This window comes from Desulfosporosinus sp. BICA1-9, assembly GCF_000802135.1.
This window is the reverse complement of the sequence record NZ_JUEE01000208.1, coordinates 30,371-53,977: the sequence shown is the minus strand read 5'-3', so window position 1 is coordinate 53,977 and position 23,607 is coordinate 30,371. Positions and strand designations below refer to the sequence as shown.

Genomic DNA, 23,607 nt, shown 5'->3' with positions numbered 1-23,607 from the left:
TTAAGAGCCAACTTATTGACCGTCTGATGAAGGATACATGTGAATTATGTGGATCAAGTGGAAATATTGAAATGCACCACGTCAAGAAGCTAAAAGACCTAGAGAAAAACGGTAGGAAAGAAAAACCGGAATGGATGAAACGAATGATGGCGATGAGAAGAAAAACACTCGCAGTATGTCTCGAATGCCACACCAAAATCCACTCAAGTAAATATGACGGTAAGAGATTTATAAACGCTAATGTCGGCTGACAGTTAATCACTGGCGAGCGGAGTGCACAGGAAACTTGCACGCTCCGTTCTGAGAGGGGCATCTGGAAAAGTACTATTTTAGGATAGCAACTCGCTGGGTGCCTACTCTACGCACGTCCGGTTCTGTGAGGGCTTGGGGTCGTGAGACCCCGGCTACTCGATCCTGACACCAACATATCAACTTATTCAACAACAATCTTGTCCCTGCAGTCGGGGCTGTGGATAGTACTCGCCGGAACGGCTCCTGGTGGTCACCGTTCCGGTCAGGTTCCTGGAACCTTTCTTTTCTTTAAAAATTCGACATTTTACTTAATATACTTAGAGACTTGGTGCTATTGCTATTGCCATAATGCTACTTATCGGACGCAAATATGAAGGAATTACTAAATAATTGATGAAGATCACTCCATGTTGAGCAGCTTAATAATTATCCTTTTACTGTGTAATATTCCCATACTTGTGTTATAATTGTTATGGAAGTTTAGAAGTAGGGTGATGGTCAACAACATGAAGATATATTTTGATATGAACGTATATAATCGTGTTTTCGATGACCAAAGCCAGATGAGAATTCGATTTGAGGCAATGGCTATAGACATATTATTTGAGCTTGTTGAAAAGGGACAGCATGGGCAGGACTATTTAAAAGAGCAGGGAGAGCTTTATAGAGATATGTCTTTAGATGAAATTTTTGAAGAAGCCCAGAAACATTGGGAATCTTCAGAGGTACGTAGTGCTCGATAATTTTTTTGATCGAGGGAAGGTACTATTGATGTTATCTATTGTAAACAAGAGCGAATCCACATTAATTGCGGGTTCGCTCTTGTTTGATTAGTTTGGTTACGCCCAGGGTCCGAACGGTTCCCCTCAGGATTCGACAAAGGGTTTGGACTCGGGCATACTTCACTTAACTCTCATTATCGGACGCAATGTTCACACTAATTTAAAGTCACTCTCGAATTAGAGAGACCTCCCGATAGCATCGGCCTATTTTTTTCAATAAGAAGTATCACTGTGTAGGGCATCAGATGCAAGGTGTTTTCGTCTATTTTCGTAAGGCTGCGATACATGAGCTCAGTATGGAGGACGCAAACAATGGTCATAGTCCCCAATATTTCGCATTAAACAATCATCGTTACCTTCATCGTCAGCAATCCATTCAAATGTAAAACGAATGGACATATTCAAGCTGCCTTCCCAAAGGCTATCGGTGCCTTGAATTCGTTTGACTCTGAAAGAAGGATGCTGCCAATCGTCCTGAAACTGATACATCTTGTCCATAAAGAGAGCTTGAACATTCTTAGGCAACTTTTTGAATGCTCGCTTGAAACGAGAGATACTATCAATCTTCATCTTCTTTCCCCAAATCTGTAAGGAACTCTTCCATGGAGTCAAAATGTTTAACTTTACCAGCTTCTATTTCAGCTTGAGCTTCACGTTCCCCGACTTGCCATTCTTCAGTCCAGAACCACTGCTGGTCTGCTGGAATGAGCTTTTTAGGTTCTAGAATTATTTTTCCATCTTCAACACATAACTCGAAAACGTCACCATCTGCCAATCGAAGCTCCCTTTTAACCTCGGCCCCAAGCGTGACCACAGTACGTTTTCCTAGTCGCACAAAGCCGAAGGATTTCTTTTTTGCTTGTGCTTGCACATCATTACCGCCTTTCAGTATTTCAGACATTCTGTTAAGCATAGTATACCATTTATTACTCAAACCTAGTTAATTTTTCTGATCGAGGGAAGGCCTCCCCCAAGGTTATCTATACCAAAGAAGAGCGAACCCGCATTAAATGCGGGTTCGCTCGTTGTTTACATATAAACAACGTACTACTTAGATTTCCTTGGTTGAGATATTAAATCAAAGAAAATTCTCATTCCTTCTGCTTCATATTTAACAACCATCGTGGTAACCGCAAGATTTATTAGAGCATTTTGCGTCATGCCAAAAGCTGTAGCCATCTTATCAAGCCCTTCTTTGACCGTTTCAGCTAGTTCAATAGACTGTCTAGCCAATTTTTCACCTCCTCATTTTGGTGTATTGGACTACGATTTTTACACCAGCACAACACCAATCTGCACCACTGTTTACGTTAAACACTATCGTACAATTCTCCACCAAGGCGCTTTAGCTGCTCTTTGAGGTGTTTGACCTCATCTTCCAATACCTTAATGCGTTTATTTTTAGCGGTTAGAAGAACATCTTTATTGGAATTTGTCATATCTTCTTTTATGTGTTTTCGAGAGGGCAGCCCTTGCTGTTGCTTGCGAAGTGCCTCAATGCGTTCGCGAATAGCTAGGTGCTCATACAAGTAAGTTTTCGAAACACCTGACAGTTTAGACACACAATTAAAATTGATGGCTCCTTTGTCTTTTATTAGAATCGTAATTGCTTCATCAACTTTCTTCGCCGTTTCAAACTGTTTCTGCCTAGAATAGGTTTTCAAGCCGTCTGATTACGAGGATGATCACCTAGCACTGCGGTCCCTCCCCAACATATTCACGGCCTTTCTTGCTTGCTTTGTTGTGAGTCTTGCCTTCTTTTAAAACAACTAGGATGGACTCATAACGCTCCAATAAGGTTTGGGTTTTTCTCCATCCAACTCGAACGCCCTTGGTCTTTACCGCGTTCAATCATTGCTTTCGTTTCCTGCATTTCAAGTTCATATTGAGGGATAAAGTCAGTGGTCGTGCAGAGGTTTCGGCAGGTCAGACAAGGGATTAATTGTGTGTGACATTCCTGCTTTTTAGGCTTCATGCAGTAACCAAGAGGCATTCTGACGGCATCAAGATTGGAACGAATATATTCCCATTCAACGAGATCCTCATTTCCTATGCCTGTTATGTCAATTCTCGCAGGTTTTCCGGATTCATTAATACGAAATAGACCTTGTTTAGTCGCTGTTTCCCAAGACGTTTGCATAGTGGTATCAAGGATTCTAGCGTATCTAAGGGTCATTTCAGGTGATACATGAGCCATCCACTTCTGAACATGGAGTAAATTCATACCATTGTTAATAAGTTCGACTCCTTTTGTATGACGAAACGCATGATTACCAAAGTGAAATACATTTCCTTGGTCGTCGACAATGTTTCGCTGTTTAGCAAGGCGATTTAATGCCTTCTGAATGGCATGTCCTTGTGGGCAACGCCCCTTACGTCTACCGTCAAAACGAACAAAGAGAAGTTTATTGGGGTTATTGTCAGGGGTGCTATTCTCTTTAACTTCCTCAACGACCGCTACTTGATCAGTAATCGGAACACGGTGATTGAGTACTTGTGTTTTTACAATATCGCCGCAAAGATACCAACCTTGACTGGTTCTATCTAAGCATGTATTAAATTTGAGGTTTAAAATATCGGAAATACGCCAACCGGATGCTCGTAAAATAAGAACGACGGGGATGTACTCAGCAGGGTATATATGTTCTAGCTGATCCTCTAGTTGTTGAAGGACTCCGTCAGGAATGTATTTAATATCATTTTCGGTTCTTTGGGATTGCCGTGGCAAATCTTCCTTAAACAAAAGCAACGCGGAAGGAAGTTCTGGCGCTTCTGGATATTGGGCTCTTTGAATGTAGTCTAGAAATGTTCTGATTCCAATGAAATATTTATAGTGCTGTTCTTTCCAGCCTTTAGTGTATACTCTAAACCAATATAGATAGGCTTCCATGTCTTTTCTGTCCAATTTATTTAAATCGTTCCATGTTACATATCGTTCGTGCAAGAATACCAAGAACAAACGCAGGCTCATTAAGTCCGTTCTTCCCTGACTATAAGAAATAATGGTTACTCTGAATTTAAGATACCTTTTTGCAAGGCTGCGAAACGGTATTGGTATTTTGATGAAATCAAGCAAATAATCACTTTTGTTTTCGGTAATTCTTGCCCCTGGAATCTTTCTCACATCCCATATGTCTTTTTCAGTTTCCTCACGAGTATCATAAAAGTTTACAAAGAAAGAGTATAGTTGGTTAAATACAACCTGGTAGATACTATTTACATACTTATAGTTGACCTTAGAGTCCCCTTCAATTAAAAATGTCCTCCATTGAATGTGTGCTTTATCATAGGGGAGATCAACGATGCTCGACGCTCCAGGGTAGTATGTGTTTAAAAATATCCCCAATCGTTTGATTGCGGGGCCGTATGCAAAGACTGTACTTAGCCGTAGTTCTTGGTTTTGCATACGGGTTGCAAGCATAAATTTTACTTCATCTCGTTGCAAAGGAGGGAAGAATGAAAAATTTACAGACTTGGTAGTTGATGACCACTTTGGGGGGCGTAGTTCATTTAAGAAGGAGTCATCTATTTTCCATACATCGTTCTTCCAGTAGCTCGTAAGACACTTGATGATCTCCTGCTGTTTTACACGGGTAGGTTCTACTCGGAAAGCTTCAATCAATCTGAGTGGCTCCTCTCTTGGTTTTATTTATCCGTATTCTTGCTTCGGTCTTTTCCCACGCCTCACGAACTTCTTCATCCGTTACATGGTAATACTCTTGCACAGTAGTTTGGTAATTCGCATGACCTGCACGTTTTTGTACCAGTTCGGGGGCCCAGCCGAGTCTTCGTAAGCTATCCAAATGGGTATGACGAAACATATGCGGGTGGACTTGAATTCCCGTTTTTGTACATAACCGTTTAAACAGGGAAGTAATATCACCATACTCTAGAGGCTGATATCTGTTTTCACCTGACATTTTAATAAAGACATGGTTAGTATCCACCTCGTCCATATGAAATTCCGTAATATAGTCCAAATACATATTCATTAAGTCGGCACTGACATCCAGCGTTCTGGGGCTGCATACCGTCTTAATCTCGGCTAAGTTAGACAGCTCACCACGGTCTCTAATGTGAATCCTTCGACCGTCAATTTCAAAATCCTCAAGCCATAGGGCTAGAGCTTCACCAATCCGCATACCCGATTCCCATAATAGGTACAATAAAAACTCATCCCTAAAATTGGTACATGCTTCAATCATTAAAGCGATGTCTTTCTTGGGTAGCGTTTTTGGACGAGATTTAGCCACTTTCAACTTAAGGATTTTTTTGTTAAAGAGCTTGTCCTTATTGATGTGATATAGAAAATCTTTAAAACCTCTTCGGGAACCCATCATCTGTCGTTTGAGTCTGTCTGAAAGCTTAATTGAGTAATCAACGTGCCGGTTCAAGTAATCGTAAAACACTTCAACGGCCGTCATTATGGTGTTAATGGTGCTGGGTTTCCTCATTGGAGCCCTTGGTGAAATAGAAAACACCTTGACGTTTGCATGTGGATTTTGAAGCCACCGCATGAATTCAGCCATTTCATCGATTCCTAAATCATAATAAAGTAAACCTTTTTGCTCTAGGAACTCAAAATAGAGTTTTAAGTGATGACAATAAGCTCTCAACGTTTCTCTCGCTGAACCGCTATTATCCTTAAACTTCAAAAACTTTATCACAGGCTCTACGAATTCCCCCTTGTTATTTAGCAAGATATACCTTGTCTTGCCTTCTTTTGTTAAGACTTCTTCAACTTCACGTCATTCTTTTCTCCTTTCTTCATGTTTTTTGCAAACAAAAAAGACATTTTACATACTCTCAAATGGGAATGGGAATCCCACCGTCAGTATAAAAATGCCTTTTCACAGTATACTCTGGAATAATAGTTGAACCTAACCGGTATTGGTTTATTTAAAGCTTAACCCACAGAAATTAAAACAGTGATAGCTCTGTTGGGCTGTGGATAGTGCCGCATTATGGACAACCCTGCGCTATCGCTGCGGGTTGACCACAATGCTTGGACAAGCCATTTGGGGTCTGTCTTAAAAGAGCTTGACCACACTATCCACAGCCCCGACTACACCGCTGCTGTCTTATTCTGCGCGCATCTTGATGATTATGGGATTATGATGGCTCAGTTCAGAGAATATTTTTGTGTGGCCAAGTCTCTGGAAGGGTGGCTCATTATTCCCGGAGATGAAGTAACGAAATATTCATCGCCCATTAAAATGGGTGTAAGGTTACTCTATGGTTGTTCCTGTGTGCTTAAAAACGCCATACTATTTTTGTCAGGGTTGCTTACGTAACTACGTTGACTACGTTGTTTATTTGGTATAGTTAAGCTGTAAACACAGTAAAGAAATAAGGGATAGTTTGTTCATAGACTACTATGACTACTATCCCTTTTCTTAGTATAGTTAAGATAGCAGGAGGTTTTAGTGCCCTATTTCTACCCCTCGCCCCTCGACCCTTCCAGATGTCTTCTCATAAGAAGCATTGCTTGTTCTGCGTTATGACTAGCAATAGCCTCGTATATGGAGATATGCTCTTGAATTGTGCATAGTCCCCCGATATCATGACTAAAACGGAGCGGTCCGGCTTTCTTGATGAGTTCTAAGATATGGACTACAAAGGTTTGCAGCAGTCGATTCATCATTAAATTCTGAGAAGCTTGAGTTACCAGAAAGTGAAACCGCATATCCGCTTTAGCATAAGCGTCTAAATTTTTTAAGGAAGACTGCATATCACGTAGGGCTTGGGAAATCCGCTGCAAGTCTTCACCAGAGGCTCGTATTGCCGCTAAGCCTGCACATTCGACTTCGAGGGCAATCCGAGTTTCCTAAAGCTCCTCTAATTTTGTCGGTTCAGCCGATAAAGCTAACGCCAAAGGGCTAATTACCTCATTTAACTGAGCGTTACGGATGAATGTGCCGTCTCCAGGTATAATTTCAACCCATCCTAAAAACTCCATGGTTCTTAAGGCCTCACGCAAGGTTGTCCGGCTAACACCCAATTCTACAGCCATTTCTCTTTCACCCATCAGTCGATCGCCGGGACGGAGCTTGCCACCGATGATCAACTTATTGATTTGCTTCAAAACTTCTTGATAGGTTCGGTGAGGTTTCGTAATCTTTTCAAACTGCATTAGTACCTCCCTAAAGTGTGCAAAGCTAAACTTGTATGCCTGTAGGGCAGTTTTATTACACAGTGAGCAGTCTCCACAATCCGCAGCGTCGACTTGTTTGGAGCCCTCTAAAAAAGCAGCTAAGACCTGTGCCTTTTTCCCGGTGTAATAATAGCCGCGCTCTAATCCTTCTCCGAGATATTGTGGGCAATCGACGAGACACCCTCCGCAGTGCAGGCATTTTAGTAAATCCCACTGCTGATTTTCAGCCGCTGCTAAACGTCCATTATCGAGCAAAATAACATACACCTCTTTGGGGCCGTGCATACCTTGGACCATTCTAAACTCGATATCAGCCGTTCTACTAGGGCCGCTGATAAAGGAGATATATTTAAGAACATCTTTTCCCATTCCATACACACTTGTGGCCCGACAAACCGTCAAAGCATCTTCGAGGGAAGGGACGATCTTATCGATTCCGGCCACCACGATATGATTATACGGCAGATTCGAGGTGAATCGTACATTTCCCTCACTTTCTAACAGGGCAAGGGTTCCATTTTCTTCAACAATAGCCTCGGCACCGGTAATTCCATACTGCATCTGAGCTGCCTGCTGTTTGATCTCATCCTTAATCTGAGCTACCCATTCTTTGTTGGGGATGGGCGTATTGATACTGGCAATCCAAGGGTGCGCGTCGACCTTTGTCCCGGCAACTCGTTCCCCCAGGTCGGTATCAAGAACCTCAACATTCTTTGATTTTAAATACTCTCTCAGGGCGATTTCGGTGAAAACAGAGTTTTTACTCATTGCTACGCTCTGATGACCCGCGAGGATTTTAAGGATTTGCTCTTGAGCCTCTCTGGTATCCTTAGCCAACGTCACATGGCATCCTTTACTTTTAAGGGAAGAAACCGCCTTTTCGACAGACTTTTGGAGATTATTCGCGATCCTACTTTTGATCTCCTGCACTTGGCTAGCTAAATCTGGGTACTCTTGAAGAAGCGTATCGCGGCGAGAACGAATTCCCTTTAAGATCCTTTGAGCTTTTGTACTGCTTGAATTGCTTGGACTGCTCGAAATACTCGTACTTTTCATCCTGCTCATCTCCTCCCATAGGCTCGGCTCAGAATCTGAACAACGTGAGAAACCTTTTGCTTCATTCCATGCTGAGCAAACCCATCGCGGAAATGAACCATGCATCCAGGACAACTCGTCGCCAACGTGGTGGCCTTAGTACCCGCAACGGTCTCTAATTTCCCTTGGTTAATCCGTTGCGAGAGTTCATAAAAACTTAAGCTAAAGGATCCACCAAACCCACAGCAGGTATCGGCATCCTGCATTTCTACATAATTTACTCCGGGGATCTTCCAGATAATTTCCCGGGGCTCCTTTTTCACACCCATACTTCGAGCGAGATGACAAGGATCATGATAGGTCACGGTTTCTGGGACTCTTTGGGCTGGAAGCTTCAACTCAATATCCTGGCTAAGAAATTCATTAATATCTTTGACCTTCAGAGCAAGGTTTTTCACTTTTTCCTGAAGCTCAGGGGAATCTTCGGCGAACAGTTTTGGGTACTCTTCTTTGAAAGCAACTGCACAACTCGGGCAAACAAAAACTAAGGCATCTATATCAAAGGAACTATAAGTTTCGATGTTTTTATGGGCCATGGTTTTGGCATGAGCTATATCTCCACTCACAATACTTGGGATTCCACAACAGACATCCTCTTTGGGGAGTTTCACCTCAACGTTGTTTTCTCCCAAGACGTGAAGCAGCGCTTCTCCCAGATCTGTCTCGGTGTAATTTACGACACAACCTGGGTAAAAGCCAACTTTTTTAGTTGGTTTAGCAATTGTTTTCGGTTTGGCGATTTCCATAAAGGACTTGCCGGAGAAGCGGGGAATGACACGCTCTTGCGGTAACCCGAAGGAATTGAAGGTCAAACGAGAGGTCATCCCTTGATCCGCCTCTTTTAAGGCCAGCTTCCCGAAGGTCGTCGCTAGTTTACTGACTACCGGTAGTGTCTGAGGTTTGGTTAACATTGAGAAGATTAAATCCTTCTTCCAACCAACCCCTTCTTTGGCCACAGCATTTTGCCGAAGCTTCCATATCATAGCCGGTGTCGCCATCTGTACCGGGCAGGCCGTTTGACACTTTTGACATCCGATACAGAGGGATAAGCCATTTGCTTCAGACTTTTCTAAGTCGCCATGAAAGGCGGCAAAAACCAGGCCGCGCCCCCCCCAGATATTTATAGCCGTACTTGCCACCAACCTCCTGATAGACTGGGCAAAAGTTCAAGCAACTTCCACAATTGATACAATAAAGGGACTCTTTAAATCCTGCCTCCAGCGCTGCCTTACGACCATTTGTTAATAAAACGATATGTACTTCTTTAGGGCCCTGACCGTGGATATCCTCTTCCAGATCGGGATCGAGGGATTCGCTGACTCCTGAGATCACCGAAACATAGGTTCCGATGTCCTGACCGACCCCGTAGACCGCTGCCGCTCGTACAACTTGCATGGCATCTTCAAGGGTCGAGACAATTTTCTCTACACCTGCGATCACAATGTGGATTTTAGGCATCATGGAAACTGCCCGAATATTTCCTTCGTTCTCAGTTACGAAAACGCTCCCCGTATCAGCTGCAATTGCATTGGCTCCCGAGATCCCCACATCCGCTTTAACCAAAAAGTCCCGGAGCCCTTTACGGGCAGAAATAACCAAGGCTTCAGGGGTACATTCTAACTGGGTTCCCTCTTCTTCAGAAAAAAGCTTAGTTACTTTTTCAATGGGAATATGGATCGCTGGTGCCAGGGAGTGACTGGCTTCACACTTCGCAAGCTGATTAATTCGATCTCCCAGATCCGTTTCGACGACCTTCACGCCACGATCTTCGAGGTAGTGGGAAATATTAATTTCTTTACCGGCATTTGACTTAGACTTGACGACCAAGCCGACCTTTGGAATAAGCCTCGCAATATAGTTCTGAGCATCCTCAGAGGTTTCGGCAAGATAGACTTTACAACCCTTTTCTTCCAACGACCGTTGTGCTTTGGCGATCATGTCATTTAAATGATCCATGCTGTATTCTTTGATACTCCGCAAACGATTGGAAAGCTCAGGATAATGGGGAACCATCTTCAACATGGCGGGGCGAATCGCATCAAAAGCGCGAAATCTCCCTTTCCGTGACTCCATATCATGAAGCCCTTCGGTGACTTTATTTTTTACGATTTTATGGGTTTGATTTCCCATGGATGAATGTCTCCTCTCTTCGGTTTACAGGTTGGACCACGATACCAAGCCCCCACTCCTTCAGAGAAAAGCGGGGGATGATCTTGGTCTTATCCTTAGGACCCCGACTTCGCTCCGCCCAGGTAGGCTTCCATAACACGAGGATTTTTGGCCACCTCTTCGGCTTTCCCATACAGGACGATTTTACCTGTTTCAAGAACATAGGCATAGTGAGCAATCTTTAAGGCTTAACGAACATTTTGCTCAACGAGAAGAATGGTCGCACCTTCTTGATTGATCTCTTGAATGACCTTGAAAATATCTGCAACGACCAGAGGGGCTAGGCCCATGGAGGGTTCATCAAGCAAGAGAAGCTTTGGTTTAGCCATGAGTGCGCGGCCGATGGCCAGCATTTGTTGCTGACCTCCAGACAGTGTTCCTCCTAATTGTTGCTTGCGTTCCTCTAAGATCGGAAAACGTTTGAAAACCTTCTCTAAATCTTCCTGAACGCCTTTATCTTTTCTCTGATAGGCTCCCATTTCCAAGTTCTCAAGAACCGTCATCCCTGCTAAAATATGCCGACCCTCTGGGACTAGAGACATTCCAAGGTTTACAATTTTATGAGGGGCGAAACCTCGAATCTCCCGGCCTTGGAACTTAATCTGTCCAGCCTGAGGTTTAAGAAGCCCAACCAGAGATTTCATCGTGGTCGTCTTTCCGGCCCCGTTCGCGCCGATCAAGGAAACAATCGAGCCTTCGGGAACGTCTATGTCAATCCCTTTAATTGCCTTTATACTACCATAGCTCGTCGACAAGTCTTTAATGTTCAGCATCTCTTAGCCCTCCTCCCGGCCCAAATAAGCCTCAATGACCAATGGGTTCTGCTGAATCTCAGCCGGAGTGCCCTCAGCAATCTTTTGTCCGAAATTTATGACCATAAGGCGGTCACAGACGTTCATGACAAGGTTCATATCATGTTCAATTAAGATGACTGTCTTGCCCATGGTTTGAATTTTCTTGATCAGATGACGTAAGTCTTCGGTTTCATTTTCATTCATCCCCGCCGCCGGTTCATCGAGAAGAATTAATTCGGGTTCTGTAGCGAGGGCTCTGGCAATCTCCAAGCGACGTTGTTGTCCATAGGGAAGTGAGCTTGCTGGGGAGTCCGTGTCCTCTTCTATTCCAACTAATTTAAGGAGAGCCTGGGCACGTTCCCGGGTTTGCTTCTCTTCCTTGCGTTGGGCAGGGGTGCGCCATAGCCCTTTCCATACCCCGGCTTTCGTTCGACAATGGGCCCCGACCATGACATTTTCTAAAGGACTCAAATGACCAAAGAGACGGATATTCTGGAAGGTTCGAGCTAAGCCTAGCTCCGTAACCCTATAGGGCCGTAATCCTAATAAATTCTTGCCTTGATAGGTGATATTTCCTTCAGTGGGAGGGAAAATTCCAGTGATTAGATTAAAGAGCGTTGTCTTTCCAGCACCATTTGGGCCGATAATTCCAACGATTTCCCCCTTATTCACCTTAAAACTTACGTTACTTAAGGCGGCCAAACCGCCAAAGCTTTTGCTTACTTGGTCAAGGACTAACATCATTGCTTACTCCTCCTTCCAAGCTTACCCTTCCAAAAACGAACCGTGTCCTCACTTATGAGGCCTTGAGGTCGGAAAGCCATCATAGTGACCAAAAGAGCTCCGTAAATCATAAGTCGGTAGTTTGAAGCTGAGCGCAACAGTTCGGGCAGCAAGGTTAGGAGTAATGCCCCGATGATAGGGCCAATAACCAAGTCGCTTCCTCCCAAGACTGCATAAAGAAGGATTTCAACGGTACGGTGATAAGCGAAATCTTTCGGTCCGATAAAAAAGGTTAAATGAGCGGATAGACCGCCGGCAATCCCGGCGATTAAAGCCCCTAAAGCAAAGGCCAGCAGTTTATAATAGGTCGTATTGATGCCCATGGCTTCGGCCGCCGACTCATCTGCTTTAATAGCTGCAAATGCCCGCCCGACTCTGGAGCGGTTAAGTCTTGTACAGAAAAATACCAGAAAAGCGAGGATGAGAAGTAGAATAACTAGCACCAGCAAGGTACTGCTCTGCTGTGCGCTTAAGCCTCCAAATCCCTTGGGGAAACCTAAGGAAGAAAGCACTTTGCCGATCTTTGTTCCAAGGGTCGGGATTCCGGATATCCCTAAGGCACCATTGGTAATGGTTAAATTTAAAACGATAACTCGAACGACTTCTCCGAATCCGAGGGTGGCAATCGCCAGGTAAATCCCCGTAAGTCTTAAAGCGGGAAAGCCTATGATGATGGACATCAAACTTGCGGCAATACCACCGATTGGAATGGCCAAATAGACAGGAAAGCCTGCTTTTACGGTCAGGATCGCACAGGTATAAGCTCCAATACTCATAAATCCGGCATTCCCCAGAGACAACTGGCCGGTGGATAGTGTCATATAAATGCCCACCCCAAGGATGGCATTCACCAAGACAAAGACTGCGATTTGCAGATAATATTGGTTAAATATAATATCCATTTAAAAACGTCCCCCTTGCCGTTTTCCAAAAAGTCCTTGAGGACGAATAAACAGAATCAGAATAATCATACCAAAGGCTACGGCGTCCCTATAGGAAGATGCACCATAAGCGACGGTGAATACTTCTGCAATTCCTAGAATCAGGCCTCCCAGCATTGCTCCGGTGATATTTCCCATACCACCAAGGATCAGAACGGCAAGGCCTTTCAAACCCATCGATAATCCCATCGTTGGCTCGACGGCATTAAAGGAGAGTCCAACTAGAACTCCTGCGATTCCCCCTAATCCTGAAGCAAGTGCAACGGTTAAAAAGATGATTTTGTTGGTGTTGATACCAAGAAGGTTGGCTGTCTCACAACGATCTAGCTGCTCCTGCACGTACTCGGCGATCATTTGGATCATCGGTATGGCATTACTATCGCGGTAATAGGCGTCAAAGGCCTCGTAATAGCGTTTGCGATCAGTAAACTTTACATTAATGGTAGGGTAGCCGTTTTACATCAAATTAAAATTGAGTAGCAGTCTTCCCGTTCTGCCGTTGCCGTCGATGAAGGGATGTATGCCCTCGAATTTAAGGTGGAACAGGGCTGCTGGTTCCAGCGGGTGCCGCTTGAACTTGGCAAACTCAGAAACCAGCTGATTAGAAAGAAGATTCATAAGATTTTTTTTATATTAAGAATTTTATCCCTTAATTTTAATGTATAATGACAATATGTGACATAGTAAGTAGATTACTGCCAAAGTTTGGAGTTCGTCTGGCAATTAACCGATGGGAACTAGTTTAGTGTAAAGAAGGTGGAGAGGCAATGCAGACGAGAGGATTAAGAATTACTGAGTTACAAGAACTCTTTTCTCAATGGCCCAATGGCCCGGTGGATTGGTTAGTGGCTAATCGAGATAAGCTGATCTATGCTTCGCCTGATGCGGAACTAAAATTAGGACTTAGATCAGGGCAACATGTGGCGAAACACCCATTTGTGCGTAAGGCTGTAATGAGTAGACGATCTTTGGTGGAGCACTATCAAACTTGGCAGGATGATCAGTTGGTGAGTACCACGGTGGTGGCAGTGCCAATGGAAATAGACGATGTGGAGGATGGCTCTGTATTAGTATATGGGGTGACTAATTCTCCTTCTGTTTGGAAGGCTGAGGAAATCATCACTCTAATTCAAGAAATAAATGGGCAAACAAGTTCCGTAGCTGCTTTACAAACCTTTGTCCGGGGCTGTATAACGTTGTTCGGTTGTAAGATGGCTGCTATTTGGGTGGCACGATCGGAGAAATATTACATACTGGCCCAAAGCACGGAAAACTCGCAAGATGAAAGATGCTTGAATGATTTCAGGGTTTCTGATGTTATGCGTGATATCGAAGAAAATAGACTGGCTTCAACTTGGGACGAACAGTCTGATGAGTTTATAAGTAGGCCAGTCGATAGACCTATTGCCGTCTTTAATCGTCCAGGTTATAAACATGTACTTAGTTTTCCCTTGAGACACCTGGGAGAAGAACTTGGAATATTAGAGCTGTTCTCCCAGGATGCGCTGTCGTTTGACGGAAGTGCTATGCTGTGGCTTAATCAATTAGGTCCTTTGGTGGCCTCCCTCGTATATGGACACGAAATGCGTGCAGTTGCATTGGAGCGAGAAAAGGACTTAAATCTATTATTATGGGGAACTGAAATCCTTGTTCAAATTCAGACAGAAGCCGAGTTGCTGGAGGAAGCAGGAGAGATGGCTATGGTCTTAAACCTTGAGGCTGGATTTTTCTTCATGCGGCAAGGGAATAACTGGCATGTACAGGCCCCCTTCGGTCGCCTTAAGCAAAATGACAAAGGTTGGGAGCAATGGGTTTTTGATCAAATACAGTTAGATCCGGACAATTATACTGGGAATAAGCAAACCGACGTATACGTTTTTTCTCCCCCTCGGCCCGGGCTGAAAGAGGATTTTCCTTGGCGCAAACTCCTAATTCAGCCGGTGGAGACGAATAGCGGAATCATTGGAGAACTGTGGTTACTAGATTTTGTCGATACCAAGTTGGAGTCTCGGAAAGAAGTTTTCGCGGCCTTTGCCCGAAGTTTAGGAGTGGCATTGGAAACTATCCGACAGCGCCGGAAGTTAGAGCAGATGGCTACTACCGACTCTTTGACCGGGATCCTAAACCGACAGGGGTTTAGTCAGCGCCTCTGGGCAGAAATCGCATCGACTCAACGTCGTGGTTCAACCTTTCTACTTTTGTTACTTGATTTAGATGGATTTAAAATACTGAACGATACTCAGGGGCACCCGATGGGAGACCGGGCCTTGGTCGTAATTTCAAATAACATTCAAACCTTTATCCGCGAAAATGATATTCTGGCTCGTAGTGGAGGAGACGAACTTTCTTTGGTATTGGTCGATATGCAGAAAGGTCCCGAGGCCGAAAGTGTAATTAATAGATTAAAGGAACGGATGGGGCTGGAAGAATTTATGCTTGGAGTAAGTATTGGGGTCGCGGAGTTTCCTACGGAAGCGGATAATTACGAAAGATTATACCATCTGGCTGATGAACGGCTGTATATTGGAAAACATTCCGGAAAGAACAAAGTTGTATTTGAATAAAGCCCAGATCATGGGGCTAATTTGAAAGGGTGAGTGGGAATTGGGCCTGCCTGAAGTAATCAGGGTCGATAAAACAAAATGCCAGCACTGTCTGGCTTGTATTCGAGTTTGTCCGGTAAAACTATGCAATGTGGTCGAACCGGATGGGATTTCTGTGAATTCCGAGCTGTGCATCGGTTGTGGTGAATGCATTAGAGCTTGTGTCGAAAAGGGTCATTTCGCACGTTATGGAGTAGACGATTTCCCAGAGTTCCAGCAAGACTTAGCGGCAGGAGTTCCTTTAGGTGTCTTGGTTGCACCGGCAGCCGCTGTTAATTACCATCCTTGGTTCCCACGATTACTAACCGCACTACGCAGTTTAGGTGTACGTTATGTCTTTGATGTGAGTTTTGGTGCGGAAATTACAACCTATTTATACAAGAAGGCTTTGGACGCCGGTGTAAAAACCCCAATTATTGCTCAACCATGTCCAGCTGTCGTTAGCTACATAGAGACTTACCACACTGATCTGGTACCCTATCTCGCCCCTACCCATTCACCGTCCCTGGATGCGGCGATCTGGCTCAAAAATCAACCGCAGTTTCGAGACCTGAAACTTGCGTTTCTCGGCCCTTGTCTAGCTAAACGTCGAGAATTTCATGATCCGAATACGGGTGGGGTCATAGCCTATAACGTGACCTTTAAGTCTTTAACTAGTTATTTGGAGCAGCAAGGAATCCAGCTAGATCAGCTGGAACCGTCAGGTTTCGATACGCCCGAGGCTGAACGAGCTGTTGGGTATTCTCAGCCGGGCGGTTTAACAGATACATTTAAACGTTTTGGGATGGAAGTCCGAAAGGCAGATTTTCCTAGGGTAGAGGGTCCAAGAGAGATTTATGGAAAATATCTACCGGAGTTGAAAGAGGATATCCGCTGCGGGCGGGTTCCAGTGTTGGTTGATATTCTTAATTGTACCCATGGTTGCAACGGCGGGCCTGCCGTGAGTCATAGGTTTTCTCAGTATCAGATTGATTTGATCATGGATGAACGTAAAGCGGCGCAGATTGAAAAATATCAGACTATGATGGAAGGTGACCCAAGGGACGTTTTCCGAGACTTTTATCGCAGTCTTGAGACCTCTGAGTCAACGTATTTACGACTTTACAGTGATAAAGGGTTCAACCGGTATCTTCGCTCTCCGTCCCCGGAAGAGGAAGAAAATCTCTGGCAACTCATGCATAAGCCCACCCCAGAAGAGCAGGGAATTAACTGTGCCTGTTGCGGTTACGGCAATTGTAGGGACATGATGTTAGCAATTTACAATGGTCTAAATCCTGTAGAAAGTTGCAAATATTATCTTCTCAAAGAAAATGAACGTAATCTGCACCAGGTTCAGGATCTGGCCTCGGAGATTGAAGAACAGCGAGACGAGATCGCAGCCTGGAATGAAGTGCTGGAACAAAAAGTTGTGGCGCGAACCATCGCTTTACGTAATCTATTAAATAACGCAGGCCAGGGTTTTCTGTCCTTTGGACCGGATTTAATCCTTCGCGAGGAGTACAGCAACGAATGTGTAAGAATTTTTGGCGGTCAGATTGCAGGGGTAAAATTTGCCGACCTTATTTACCCTAAAGACCAGGAACAACGAGATTTCGTAGAATCCCTGTTTATGGAAATCTTTAGTCAGCGGGACCAACATTTACGGGAAGTTTATCTACCCTTACTACCTACAGATGTATTGATCAACTCCAAGTACATAAATGTTGAGTATAAATTAATTGAGGATGCCGGACTTGAAGGCGCAGAAGTTTGTATGGCTATATTAAGTGATGTTACCGAGAATCGACTTTTGGAAAGCCAGGTGGAACAAGAACGCAATCTATTAAAAATGGTCGTTAAAGTGATTGTTAACCGAATTGACTTTATCCAAAATATCAAGGACTTCCACCGATTCTGTACTTCGGGCTTACTGAGTATTCTGGCAGAGCCGACAACCATCGAAGAAAAATTGGCCGCGATTTTCCGCCAGGTCCATACGTTTAAGGGTAATTTCAGTCAATTGAATATGAGCAATGTTGTTGAGCAGTTACACCAACTTGAAACAGAGATGACGAATTTTAAAAATGAGAGAGGATTAAACGTGGATCAACAAGAACTTATGCAATTATTTAGTGAGTTAGAGCCGGAGACTTGGTTGCAGGAAGACTTGGCTTATCTAGAGCAAGTTCTGGGGCCAAAGCTATTTACCCAGGATGATGAATTGGTCATTAGTAAGATCAAATTGATGGAAATTGAGAAAAGGATTGAAACCCTCTTGCCACCCTCCGAATGTAAACTGCTGATTCCCGAACTTCGTAGGCTCCGTTATAAGCCTCTGGCTGAGTTATTAAGCTCCTTCCCTGATTATGTAAACAGGTTAGCAGAACGCTTTGAGAAACCTGTGTATCCGGTTGAGGTTACGGCGGAACCGATCCAAATAGATCCGGATGCCTACAAAGGTTTCATAAAGGCTTTGGTTCACGTTTTTCGTAATGCGGTCGATCATGGCCTTGAGAATGTAGATGAACGGATTGAACAGGGCAAAGAGGAATATGGCCAGATCTCTATAACTATTTCTAGCAACGAAAGGTATATTATCGTGGCGATCAGCGATGACGGTCGGGGTATAGATGCCACTGCTGTACGTACGAAGGCTTTGGCTCAGGGGTTACTTCCGGAGGAACAATTACTTGCCGCTAGTGACGAAGAAATAATCCAACTTATTTTTGTCGAGGGTTTTTCTACCAAAGATGCTGTGACAGATGTTTCCGGTAGGGGTGTGGGTCTGGCTGCCCTAAAACATGAGTTAACAAAGCTCGGAGGTTATCCCAGAGTAGAAACTGTTTTAGGTCAGAGTACCATCTTCAACCTATATCTGCCGTTGGAGAACGAGGAGGTATGGACGTTACCTGTCAGTGATTTATTAGCACCCTTGCTTGAGACTGCGCAGGATTTTCTGGCTAAACAAATTGGTCTAGAAGCGGAACCCGCCGATCAGACGGCGATTATCCGGCAAAATTCCTTGGAACTCAATCGAAAAACTGCATTGTTACCGATTCGAGGAGCTATTGAATGCTACTTTGTTTTAAGTGTTGATGACGAGGTTTTGCGCTTAATGGTTCGTAATTATTTAATGGACGACCTCCAACCTGGTGAGGAAGAGGAGTATATGCAGGATATTTTAGGTGAAAGTGCTAATACAATCTTAGGAAATTCAGTAAAATATTTCCCTGGCCTAGAAGAATTGTTGATTATCGACTGTCCTGTTGCCCTAGCATCGGAGGAAGCTTTAATGAGATATAAAGAAGCGCAAATCTGGAATTGCCAATTACAAACAAGTGCTGGGCGATTTAGCCTAGGGCTGGTTGTACCTCGGGGTACTGCCGGTGGACGACTGGTTGATTAGATATAAGGGAGGAGGAAATATCAGTATGGCACGAATTCTTATCGTTGATGATTCTGCAATAATGCGCCGAAATTTAAAAACTATCCTCGTTCAAGCGGGTCACATAGTGGTTGGGGAAGCAATAAACGGAGGACAGGCTCACTTAATGTACCGTACGCATGTTCCGGATCTGGTAACTATGGATATCACGATGCCTAATGTTAACGGGATTGAGGCCGTTAAGTTAATTAAGAAAGAATTTCCAGATGCTAAAATAGTAATGGTTAGTGCTCTAGATCAACGAAGTATGGTATTGGAAGCTTTAAAACTGGGAGCAAAGCATTATATTATCAAACCGATCACTCCGGAAACAGTTATTGACGTGGTCAATAAGGTATTAGGTATCACCCCAATCGAAGAGACCCATGAGACAAACTTGCAGCCGGAGGAAACTGTACCAGAAGGAGCCGATGTTGCCCCGTTTATCATTGAAAACGCTGATAACACGTTTCAGATCAGGCTTTCTCCAAGTCTCACCGAAGAAAGCTTTGCTATGCTCATGCAGGCGGTTCAAGGGTTAATGTTTGTCAAGCCTTTAAAAGTCGTTTTGAATTTTGGCTCAATAGAAACATTGCCTGACTCGCTGCTTAATAAGATTGCAGGTATTGTTAGATCAGTTAAAAATTCCAAGGGAATGATTAGAGTCATCGCCAGAAACAAAAACCTTGTTAAAACCGTCAAGGAAAAAAAGATTGATAACTTAACCGAGGTTATCGAAGTTATTTAAGCTAAGAGCTTTAGGATACTAGAAACAGGGGAAACCAATCATGGTTTCTCTGTTTCTGCAAAAATGAAGGGGTTAGAATCCCCTTTGTTCAATATTCGACATTTTGTAGATATTTGTATCCATGAATATTGTATTCTTCTTGAAATACCTAATGAGTTTATGCTAGCATAGATGTATGTTGGCTGAATAATCACTAAAATCTAATTAGCGTCATAACTTTGCAAAGATTTATGAGGTGGAGAAACATGAGAAAAATTAATTTTACAGAAACCGTCTTAAGAGACGGCAACCAATCACTAATCGCTACAAGGTTGGCTTTCGAACAATTTGCTCCTATTCTCGAGGAGCTTGATAAGGTCGGGTACTACTCCTTAGAATGTTGGGGAGGAGCAACCTTTGACACCTGTATAAGGTACCTAAATGAAGATCCCTGGGATAGGCTGAGAAAAATAAAGGCGATTGTGAAAAAAACTCCCTTACAAATGCTGCTTAGGGGCCAAAACGTCCTGGGTTATAAACACTACCCTGATGACGTCGTCCGAAACTTTGTCAAGGCCGCTGTGGCTAACGGTATTGATATTCTCCGTGTTTTTGATGCCCTTAATGACTTGAATAATATTCAAGTCGCTATGGATGAAGTCAAGAAACAAGGCGCCCATGCCCAAGGAACCATTGTCTATACAGTGAGTCCTATTCATGATGTTAAGAATTACCGGAACTTGGCTAAACAGCTGGAGGAAATGGGGGCAGACTCTATCTGTCTCAAAGATATGGCGGGCCTTTTAATGCCTCAGGTGGCCTTTGATCTCATCAAGGACTTAAAGCAAACGGTTAAAATACCGATCTTCTTACATGCCCACTGTAATAATGGGCTGGCAGAAATGGCCTACTTTAAAGCTATCGAGGCTGGTGTGGACGGGATAGATTGTGCTATTTCTTCGTTCTCCAGTGGTTCATCCCAACCTCCTACTGAGACCATGCATTTCGCCTTAGAGGATGCTGGTTATACTACTGGCTTGGATGCTGTTAAATTGAAAACGGTGAATGACTTCTTTAAGCCTCTCAGAGAAGAATTTATCTCCTCTGGACTACTGGATAGTCAATTACTTACTCCTCAACCAGGAAGTTTACTCTACCAGGTTCCTGGCGGAATGTTATCTAATCTAATATCCCAACTTAAAGATCGTAATGCTCTTGATAAGTTGGAGGCTGTGCTTAGTGAAGTCCCTCAGGTTCGCAAAGACCTCGGCTATCCCCCTCTCGTAACTCCGACTAGCCAGATTGTTGGAGTTCAAGCTGTCTTTAACGTCTTAACGGGTGAACGGTATAAGGTGGTTATTAAAGAAGTTATTAATTACTTCATGGGAGAATACGGCAAGGTGCCAGGACCTATTAACGAAGAAGTTTCTAAAAAAGCTCTGCGCAAGAAACAACCTTTAGCAGGACGCTATGCCGATACCTTAGAGCCGGCTTTTGAAAAGGCCAAAGAACAGCTCAAGGATATTACTTCTAGCGATGAAGATGTCCTAACTTATTTGTTGTTCCCGCAAATTGCCGAAGAGTTTATCAAAAAGAAAAATGGCATGGATAGTTTTCCACCAGCCTCAGAAACCGTTTCCCAGCGGAGGATTGGTTAGGTGTATTTTTCCGTTGATAATTGTCGCTTTATGTAATAAAATATCACTAGAAGTTCGTTTCAGTTGAAAGGGGTAGCTAGTGATGTCCTTGCCATGGCATAAACTCAATTATAAGAAACAGAATTACTATATAATCTTAGCCGCGATTTCCTTGGCCTCGGTCTTGATTGGTATTGTTTATGTAATTAATGTGGCGTAGGCAGTCTAGTCTAGCAACAAAATCGAAAATCCCCCTCACCCATTGCGTATAGATGAGGGGGATTTTTCATGTCTGCTTCAGGGTTATAGCTTGAAGTCCTTGCGGGTTAGATTTTTATAATAGGAGCGGACTGGGCTATAATCAGGCGTATAACCAGGGATCTCAACTAAAGGTTCGTTATACTTCAGATAAAGGGTGGTTAATTTGGTCAGATATTTCAAGGGCGTAAAATCCTTAATATTATTATCGGATACGTCAAGATAGGTGAGGGAGGTTAGACCTTTTAGGGCAGTGAGATCCTTCAGTCGAGTATTCGTCATCTTTAAGGTTTTAAGATTAGTTAGCTTGGCTAGTGAAGAAACTTTCAGGAGGGGATTATTACCGAGATCAAGGGTTTTTAAGTTGGTCAAATACTCTAACCCGGTCAAGTCCGTGATCCCTTCACTGCGGGCATCTAACGAGGTGATATCCATAACATCACTCTTATAGATCGTCTCATCGCTATCCTTTTTCAATTTATACCCAATGGCTTCTTTTAAGGCTAGATCGGGGAAATTTATTTTGGCATCTTCGGAAACTTTAAGGGATAGGCTGACCTTTTGAGTCAAACCATCAATCGTTCCTTGAAATTGGTAAGTGCCAACTTTATTGATAGGGATAATATTACTACTCCAAGTAACGGGAAGAGTCTCTGTGCTGCCATCACTCATGGTTGCAGTCACCTTATCCGGGAAATCATAGGAATCGCCGAGAATGATCTCTGCGCTTATATTGTCTATTTTCGTCACTTTTGGATAGATCGTTAATTTAAGGTAAACATGACCATTATAGTTTTTTAAGGTGCCTTCGAATTGATAGGTCCCGGCACGAAGGGTGTGCACGGAGGAAAGACTCCAAGTTACGGGGACCTCTTCATTTAAGCCATTGGTTTTGGTAACTGTGATGGTTTTCGGTGGTTCGTATTTTTGTTGTTCTTGAACACTATCCGTGATGTCGGTCACTGACTTAATCTCGGCTGGCAGTCTCCGGAGTGTGGATTCAGTCGAGAAATCAATGACACTCGTGCCACCCAAAATCTTAAGTTTGGAGATGATTTTAGAACTAAGGAAGGAATTGCTGGAGAACGGAATGGAGTTTCCTTGAAGCAAGATGATGGGGTTTTTCCCCTTTTGAGCTAAGGCAGAGGCGGCAAGAGCATCTGGGAAGTTCTCACCGGTCGAGATATAAAGAGTGTCTAAATCTAGACTGTCTGCAAATCGTCTAATCAGGCTGATATTCCGATCATAAGGGTTTGGGCCGTAAATCAGTTCGTGATTCGGAAACTGATTGATCACGTTATCGCTAAGATCAGAGTAGCCAGTCACGATGACAATCAGGGGGATTTTATTGTTACTTAAGAAATCTTTCTGTGTTGAAGTCAGATCATTAGGAGGTACTAAGAGAAGGGGCATCTCATTGGCTGCGGCAATGGGACCTATGGACAAGGCATCCGGAAAATTCGTACCGCTGGTTACGATAACCCCTTTTTTGACACCGATTTCTTGAGCTACTAGGAGTGCTGTTTCATAGCGATCTGGGCCGGCTATTCGCTTAGCGGTGATATTCATTAAGGAAAGTTGATTTTCGACTTCTCCCGAGACAACTGCATACCCGCCAACAATGTAGACGTTTTTGACCTTCAGGCGTTTCAATTCGGCAGCAGTGTCACTATTTAAACCATAGGAACCGGTCAATAATATGGGGGCATTATACTTATGGGCTAATGGTCCAGCGCTTAAGGCGTCTGGAAAATTCTCTCCGAAGGCGAGAATTGCCGAATCTGCCCCATCCGGCCAGCCGTTTTGACTGATGGCAACGGCTGTTTGATAGCGGTCATAGCCTGCAATTCTGTCGGTCGAGGTAGAAGCGCTAGCTTTAGGCGGGTAGGCCAACATCAAGATGCTAATCAGGAAAAGACTTAGGAAAAAGTATTTCTTCGTCATCGAGAAAGTAATCCTCAAAGTGTACGCCTCCTTTTACGTATAACTTTCTCGAAATATTGACTAAA

The 23,607-nt window shown here is 43.7% G+C and carries 19 protein-coding genes and 4 pseudogenes; 7 read left to right on the top strand and 16 right to left on the bottom strand.

The genetic code is table 11. The features are described 5' to 3' along the window. A pseudogene (locus JL57_RS25930) lies at positions 1 to 251 on the top strand (hypothetical protein); the annotation flags it as partial. A gap of 507 nt (positions 252 to 758) precedes the next feature. Next, positions 759 to 995, top strand: a complete 237-nt coding sequence (locus JL57_RS25925; protein ID WP_291300582.1) for a hypothetical protein — start codon at positions 759 to 761, stop codon at positions 993 to 995. Positions 996 to 1,325: 330 nt separating this feature from the next. On the opposite strand, the gene JL57_RS25920 is transcribed toward JL57_RS25925, so the two are convergent. From JL57_RS25920 to JL57_RS25895, 6 genes are all read right to left on the bottom strand, one after another. Beyond that, positions 1,326 to 1,604 (bottom strand): hypothetical protein, encoded by a 279-nt coding sequence (locus tag JL57_RS25920; RefSeq protein ID WP_034144781.1) that lies wholly within the window; start codon positions 1,602 to 1,604, stop codon positions 1,326 to 1,328. Continuing rightward, complete coding sequence (locus JL57_RS25915) at positions 1,594 to 1,905, bottom strand: AbrB/MazE/SpoVT family DNA-binding domain-containing protein (RefSeq protein ID WP_034144780.1); 312 nt, start codon at positions 1,903 to 1,905, stop codon at positions 1,594 to 1,596. The genes JL57_RS25920 and JL57_RS25915 overlap by 11 nt, the downstream gene beginning before the upstream one ends. Positions 1,906 to 2,081: 176 nt before the next feature. Then, complete coding sequence (locus JL57_RS25910) at positions 2,082 to 2,267, bottom strand: hypothetical protein (RefSeq protein WP_034144779.1); 186 nt, start codon at positions 2,265 to 2,267, stop codon at positions 2,082 to 2,084. 77 nt (positions 2,268 to 2,344) lie between these two features. After that, positions 2,345 to 2,698: a DUF6262 family protein gene (locus JL57_RS25905; RefSeq protein ID WP_034144778.1), complete on the bottom strand. Its 354-nt coding sequence runs from the start codon at positions 2,696 to 2,698 to the stop codon at positions 2,345 to 2,347. Positions 2,699 to 2,814: 116 nt separating this feature from the next. Further along, positions 2,815 to 4,656, bottom strand: coding sequence for a tyrosine-type recombinase/integrase (locus JL57_RS25900; RefSeq protein ID WP_291300581.1), 1,842 nt, complete (start codon positions 4,654 to 4,656; stop codon positions 2,815 to 2,817). After that, positions 4,649 to 5,701, bottom strand: a complete 1,053-nt coding sequence (locus JL57_RS25895; RefSeq protein WP_366557107.1) for a tyrosine-type recombinase/integrase — start codon at positions 5,699 to 5,701, stop codon at positions 4,649 to 4,651. The genes JL57_RS25900 and JL57_RS25895 overlap by 8 nt, the downstream gene beginning before the upstream one ends. A 297-nt stretch (positions 5,702 to 5,998) precedes the next feature. Between JL57_RS25895 and JL57_RS25890 the strand changes: the two genes are divergently transcribed. Continuing rightward, positions 5,999 to 6,328: a hypothetical protein gene (locus JL57_RS25890; RefSeq protein ID WP_034144777.1), complete on the top strand. Its 330-nt coding sequence runs from the start codon at positions 5,999 to 6,001 to the stop codon at positions 6,326 to 6,328. Between the two features lie 143 nt (positions 6,329 to 6,471). Here JL57_RS25890 and JL57_RS35590 read toward each other — a convergent pair whose 3' ends face one another. The 9 genes and pseudogenes from JL57_RS35590 to JL57_RS35575 form a co-directional block, all read right to left on the bottom strand. Further along, positions 6,472 to 6,852: a FadR/GntR family transcriptional regulator gene (locus JL57_RS35590; protein WP_291300583.1), complete on the bottom strand. Its 381-nt coding sequence runs from the start codon at positions 6,850 to 6,852 to the stop codon at positions 6,472 to 6,474. 9 nt (positions 6,853 to 6,861) lie between these two features. Continuing rightward, positions 6,862 to 8,244 (bottom strand): LUD domain-containing protein, encoded by a 1,383-nt coding sequence (locus tag JL57_RS25880; protein WP_291300580.1) that lies wholly within the window; start codon positions 8,242 to 8,244, stop codon positions 6,862 to 6,864. A gap of 5 nt (positions 8,245 to 8,249) precedes the next feature. Continuing rightward, the gene (locus JL57_RS35585; RefSeq protein WP_291300579.1) at positions 8,250 to 9,422 is read right to left on the bottom strand and encodes a (Fe-S)-binding protein; all 1,173 of its coding nucleotides are present in this window, start codon (positions 9,420 to 9,422) and stop codon (positions 8,250 to 8,252) included. Continuing rightward, positions 9,343 to 10,413, bottom strand: coding sequence for an LUD domain-containing protein (locus JL57_RS35580; RefSeq protein ID WP_291300578.1), 1,071 nt, complete (start codon positions 10,411 to 10,413; stop codon positions 9,343 to 9,345). The genes JL57_RS35585 and JL57_RS35580 overlap by 80 nt, the downstream gene beginning before the upstream one ends. A 95-nt stretch (positions 10,414 to 10,508) precedes the next feature. Continuing rightward, positions 10,509 to 11,225, bottom strand: a pseudogene (locus JL57_RS25870) (ABC transporter ATP-binding protein). A 3-nt stretch (positions 11,226 to 11,228) separates the two neighbouring features. After that, a complete protein-coding gene (locus JL57_RS25865) occupies positions 11,229 to 11,990 on the bottom strand; it encodes an ABC transporter ATP-binding protein (protein WP_034144776.1) in 762 nt (253 codons plus the stop codon). After that, complete coding sequence (locus JL57_RS25860) at positions 11,987 to 12,931, bottom strand: branched-chain amino acid ABC transporter permease (protein WP_034144775.1); 945 nt, start codon at positions 12,929 to 12,931, stop codon at positions 11,987 to 11,989. Before JL57_RS25860 ends, JL57_RS25865 begins: the two co-directional genes overlap by 4 nt. Continuing rightward, positions 12,932 to 13,333, bottom strand: coding sequence for a branched-chain amino acid ABC transporter permease (locus JL57_RS25855; protein WP_291300577.1), 402 nt, complete (start codon positions 13,331 to 13,333; stop codon positions 12,932 to 12,934). Positions 13,334 to 13,429: 96 nt separating this feature from the next. Next, a pseudogene (locus tag JL57_RS35575) lies at positions 13,430 to 13,570 on the bottom strand (Fic family protein); the annotation flags it as partial. 167 nt (positions 13,571 to 13,737) lie between these two features. Here JL57_RS35575 and JL57_RS25850 point away from each other — a divergent pair. The 4 genes and pseudogenes from JL57_RS25850 (at position 13,738) to JL57_RS25835 (ending at position 21,361) form a co-directional block, all read left to right on the top strand. Next, positions 13,738 to 15,534: a sensor domain-containing diguanylate cyclase gene (locus tag JL57_RS25850; protein ID WP_291300575.1), complete on the top strand. Its 1,797-nt coding sequence runs from the start codon at positions 13,738 to 13,740 to the stop codon at positions 15,532 to 15,534. A gap of 40 nt (positions 15,535 to 15,574) precedes the next feature. Then, positions 15,575 to 18,958 (top strand): [Fe-Fe] hydrogenase large subunit C-terminal domain-containing protein, encoded by a 3,384-nt coding sequence (locus JL57_RS35570; RefSeq protein WP_291300574.1) that lies wholly within the window; start codon positions 15,575 to 15,577, stop codon positions 18,956 to 18,958. 25 nt (positions 18,959 to 18,983) lie between these two features. Then, positions 18,984 to 19,340 (top strand): annotated as a pseudogene (locus JL57_RS25840) (response regulator); the annotation flags it as partial. Positions 19,341 to 19,969: 629 nt separating this feature from the next. Then, positions 19,970 to 21,361 (top strand): pyruvate carboxylase subunit B, encoded by a 1,392-nt coding sequence (locus JL57_RS25835; protein ID WP_045691673.1) that lies wholly within the window; start codon positions 19,970 to 19,972, stop codon positions 21,359 to 21,361. Positions 21,362 to 21,643: 282 nt separating this feature from the next. Here the strand turns inward: JL57_RS25835 and JL57_RS25830 are convergent, their stop codons facing one another. After that, positions 21,644 to 23,560, bottom strand: a complete 1,917-nt coding sequence (locus JL57_RS25830; RefSeq protein WP_291300573.1) for a cell wall-binding repeat-containing protein — start codon at positions 23,558 to 23,560, stop codon at positions 21,644 to 21,646. Positions 23,561 to 23,607 lie beyond the last annotated feature (47 nt).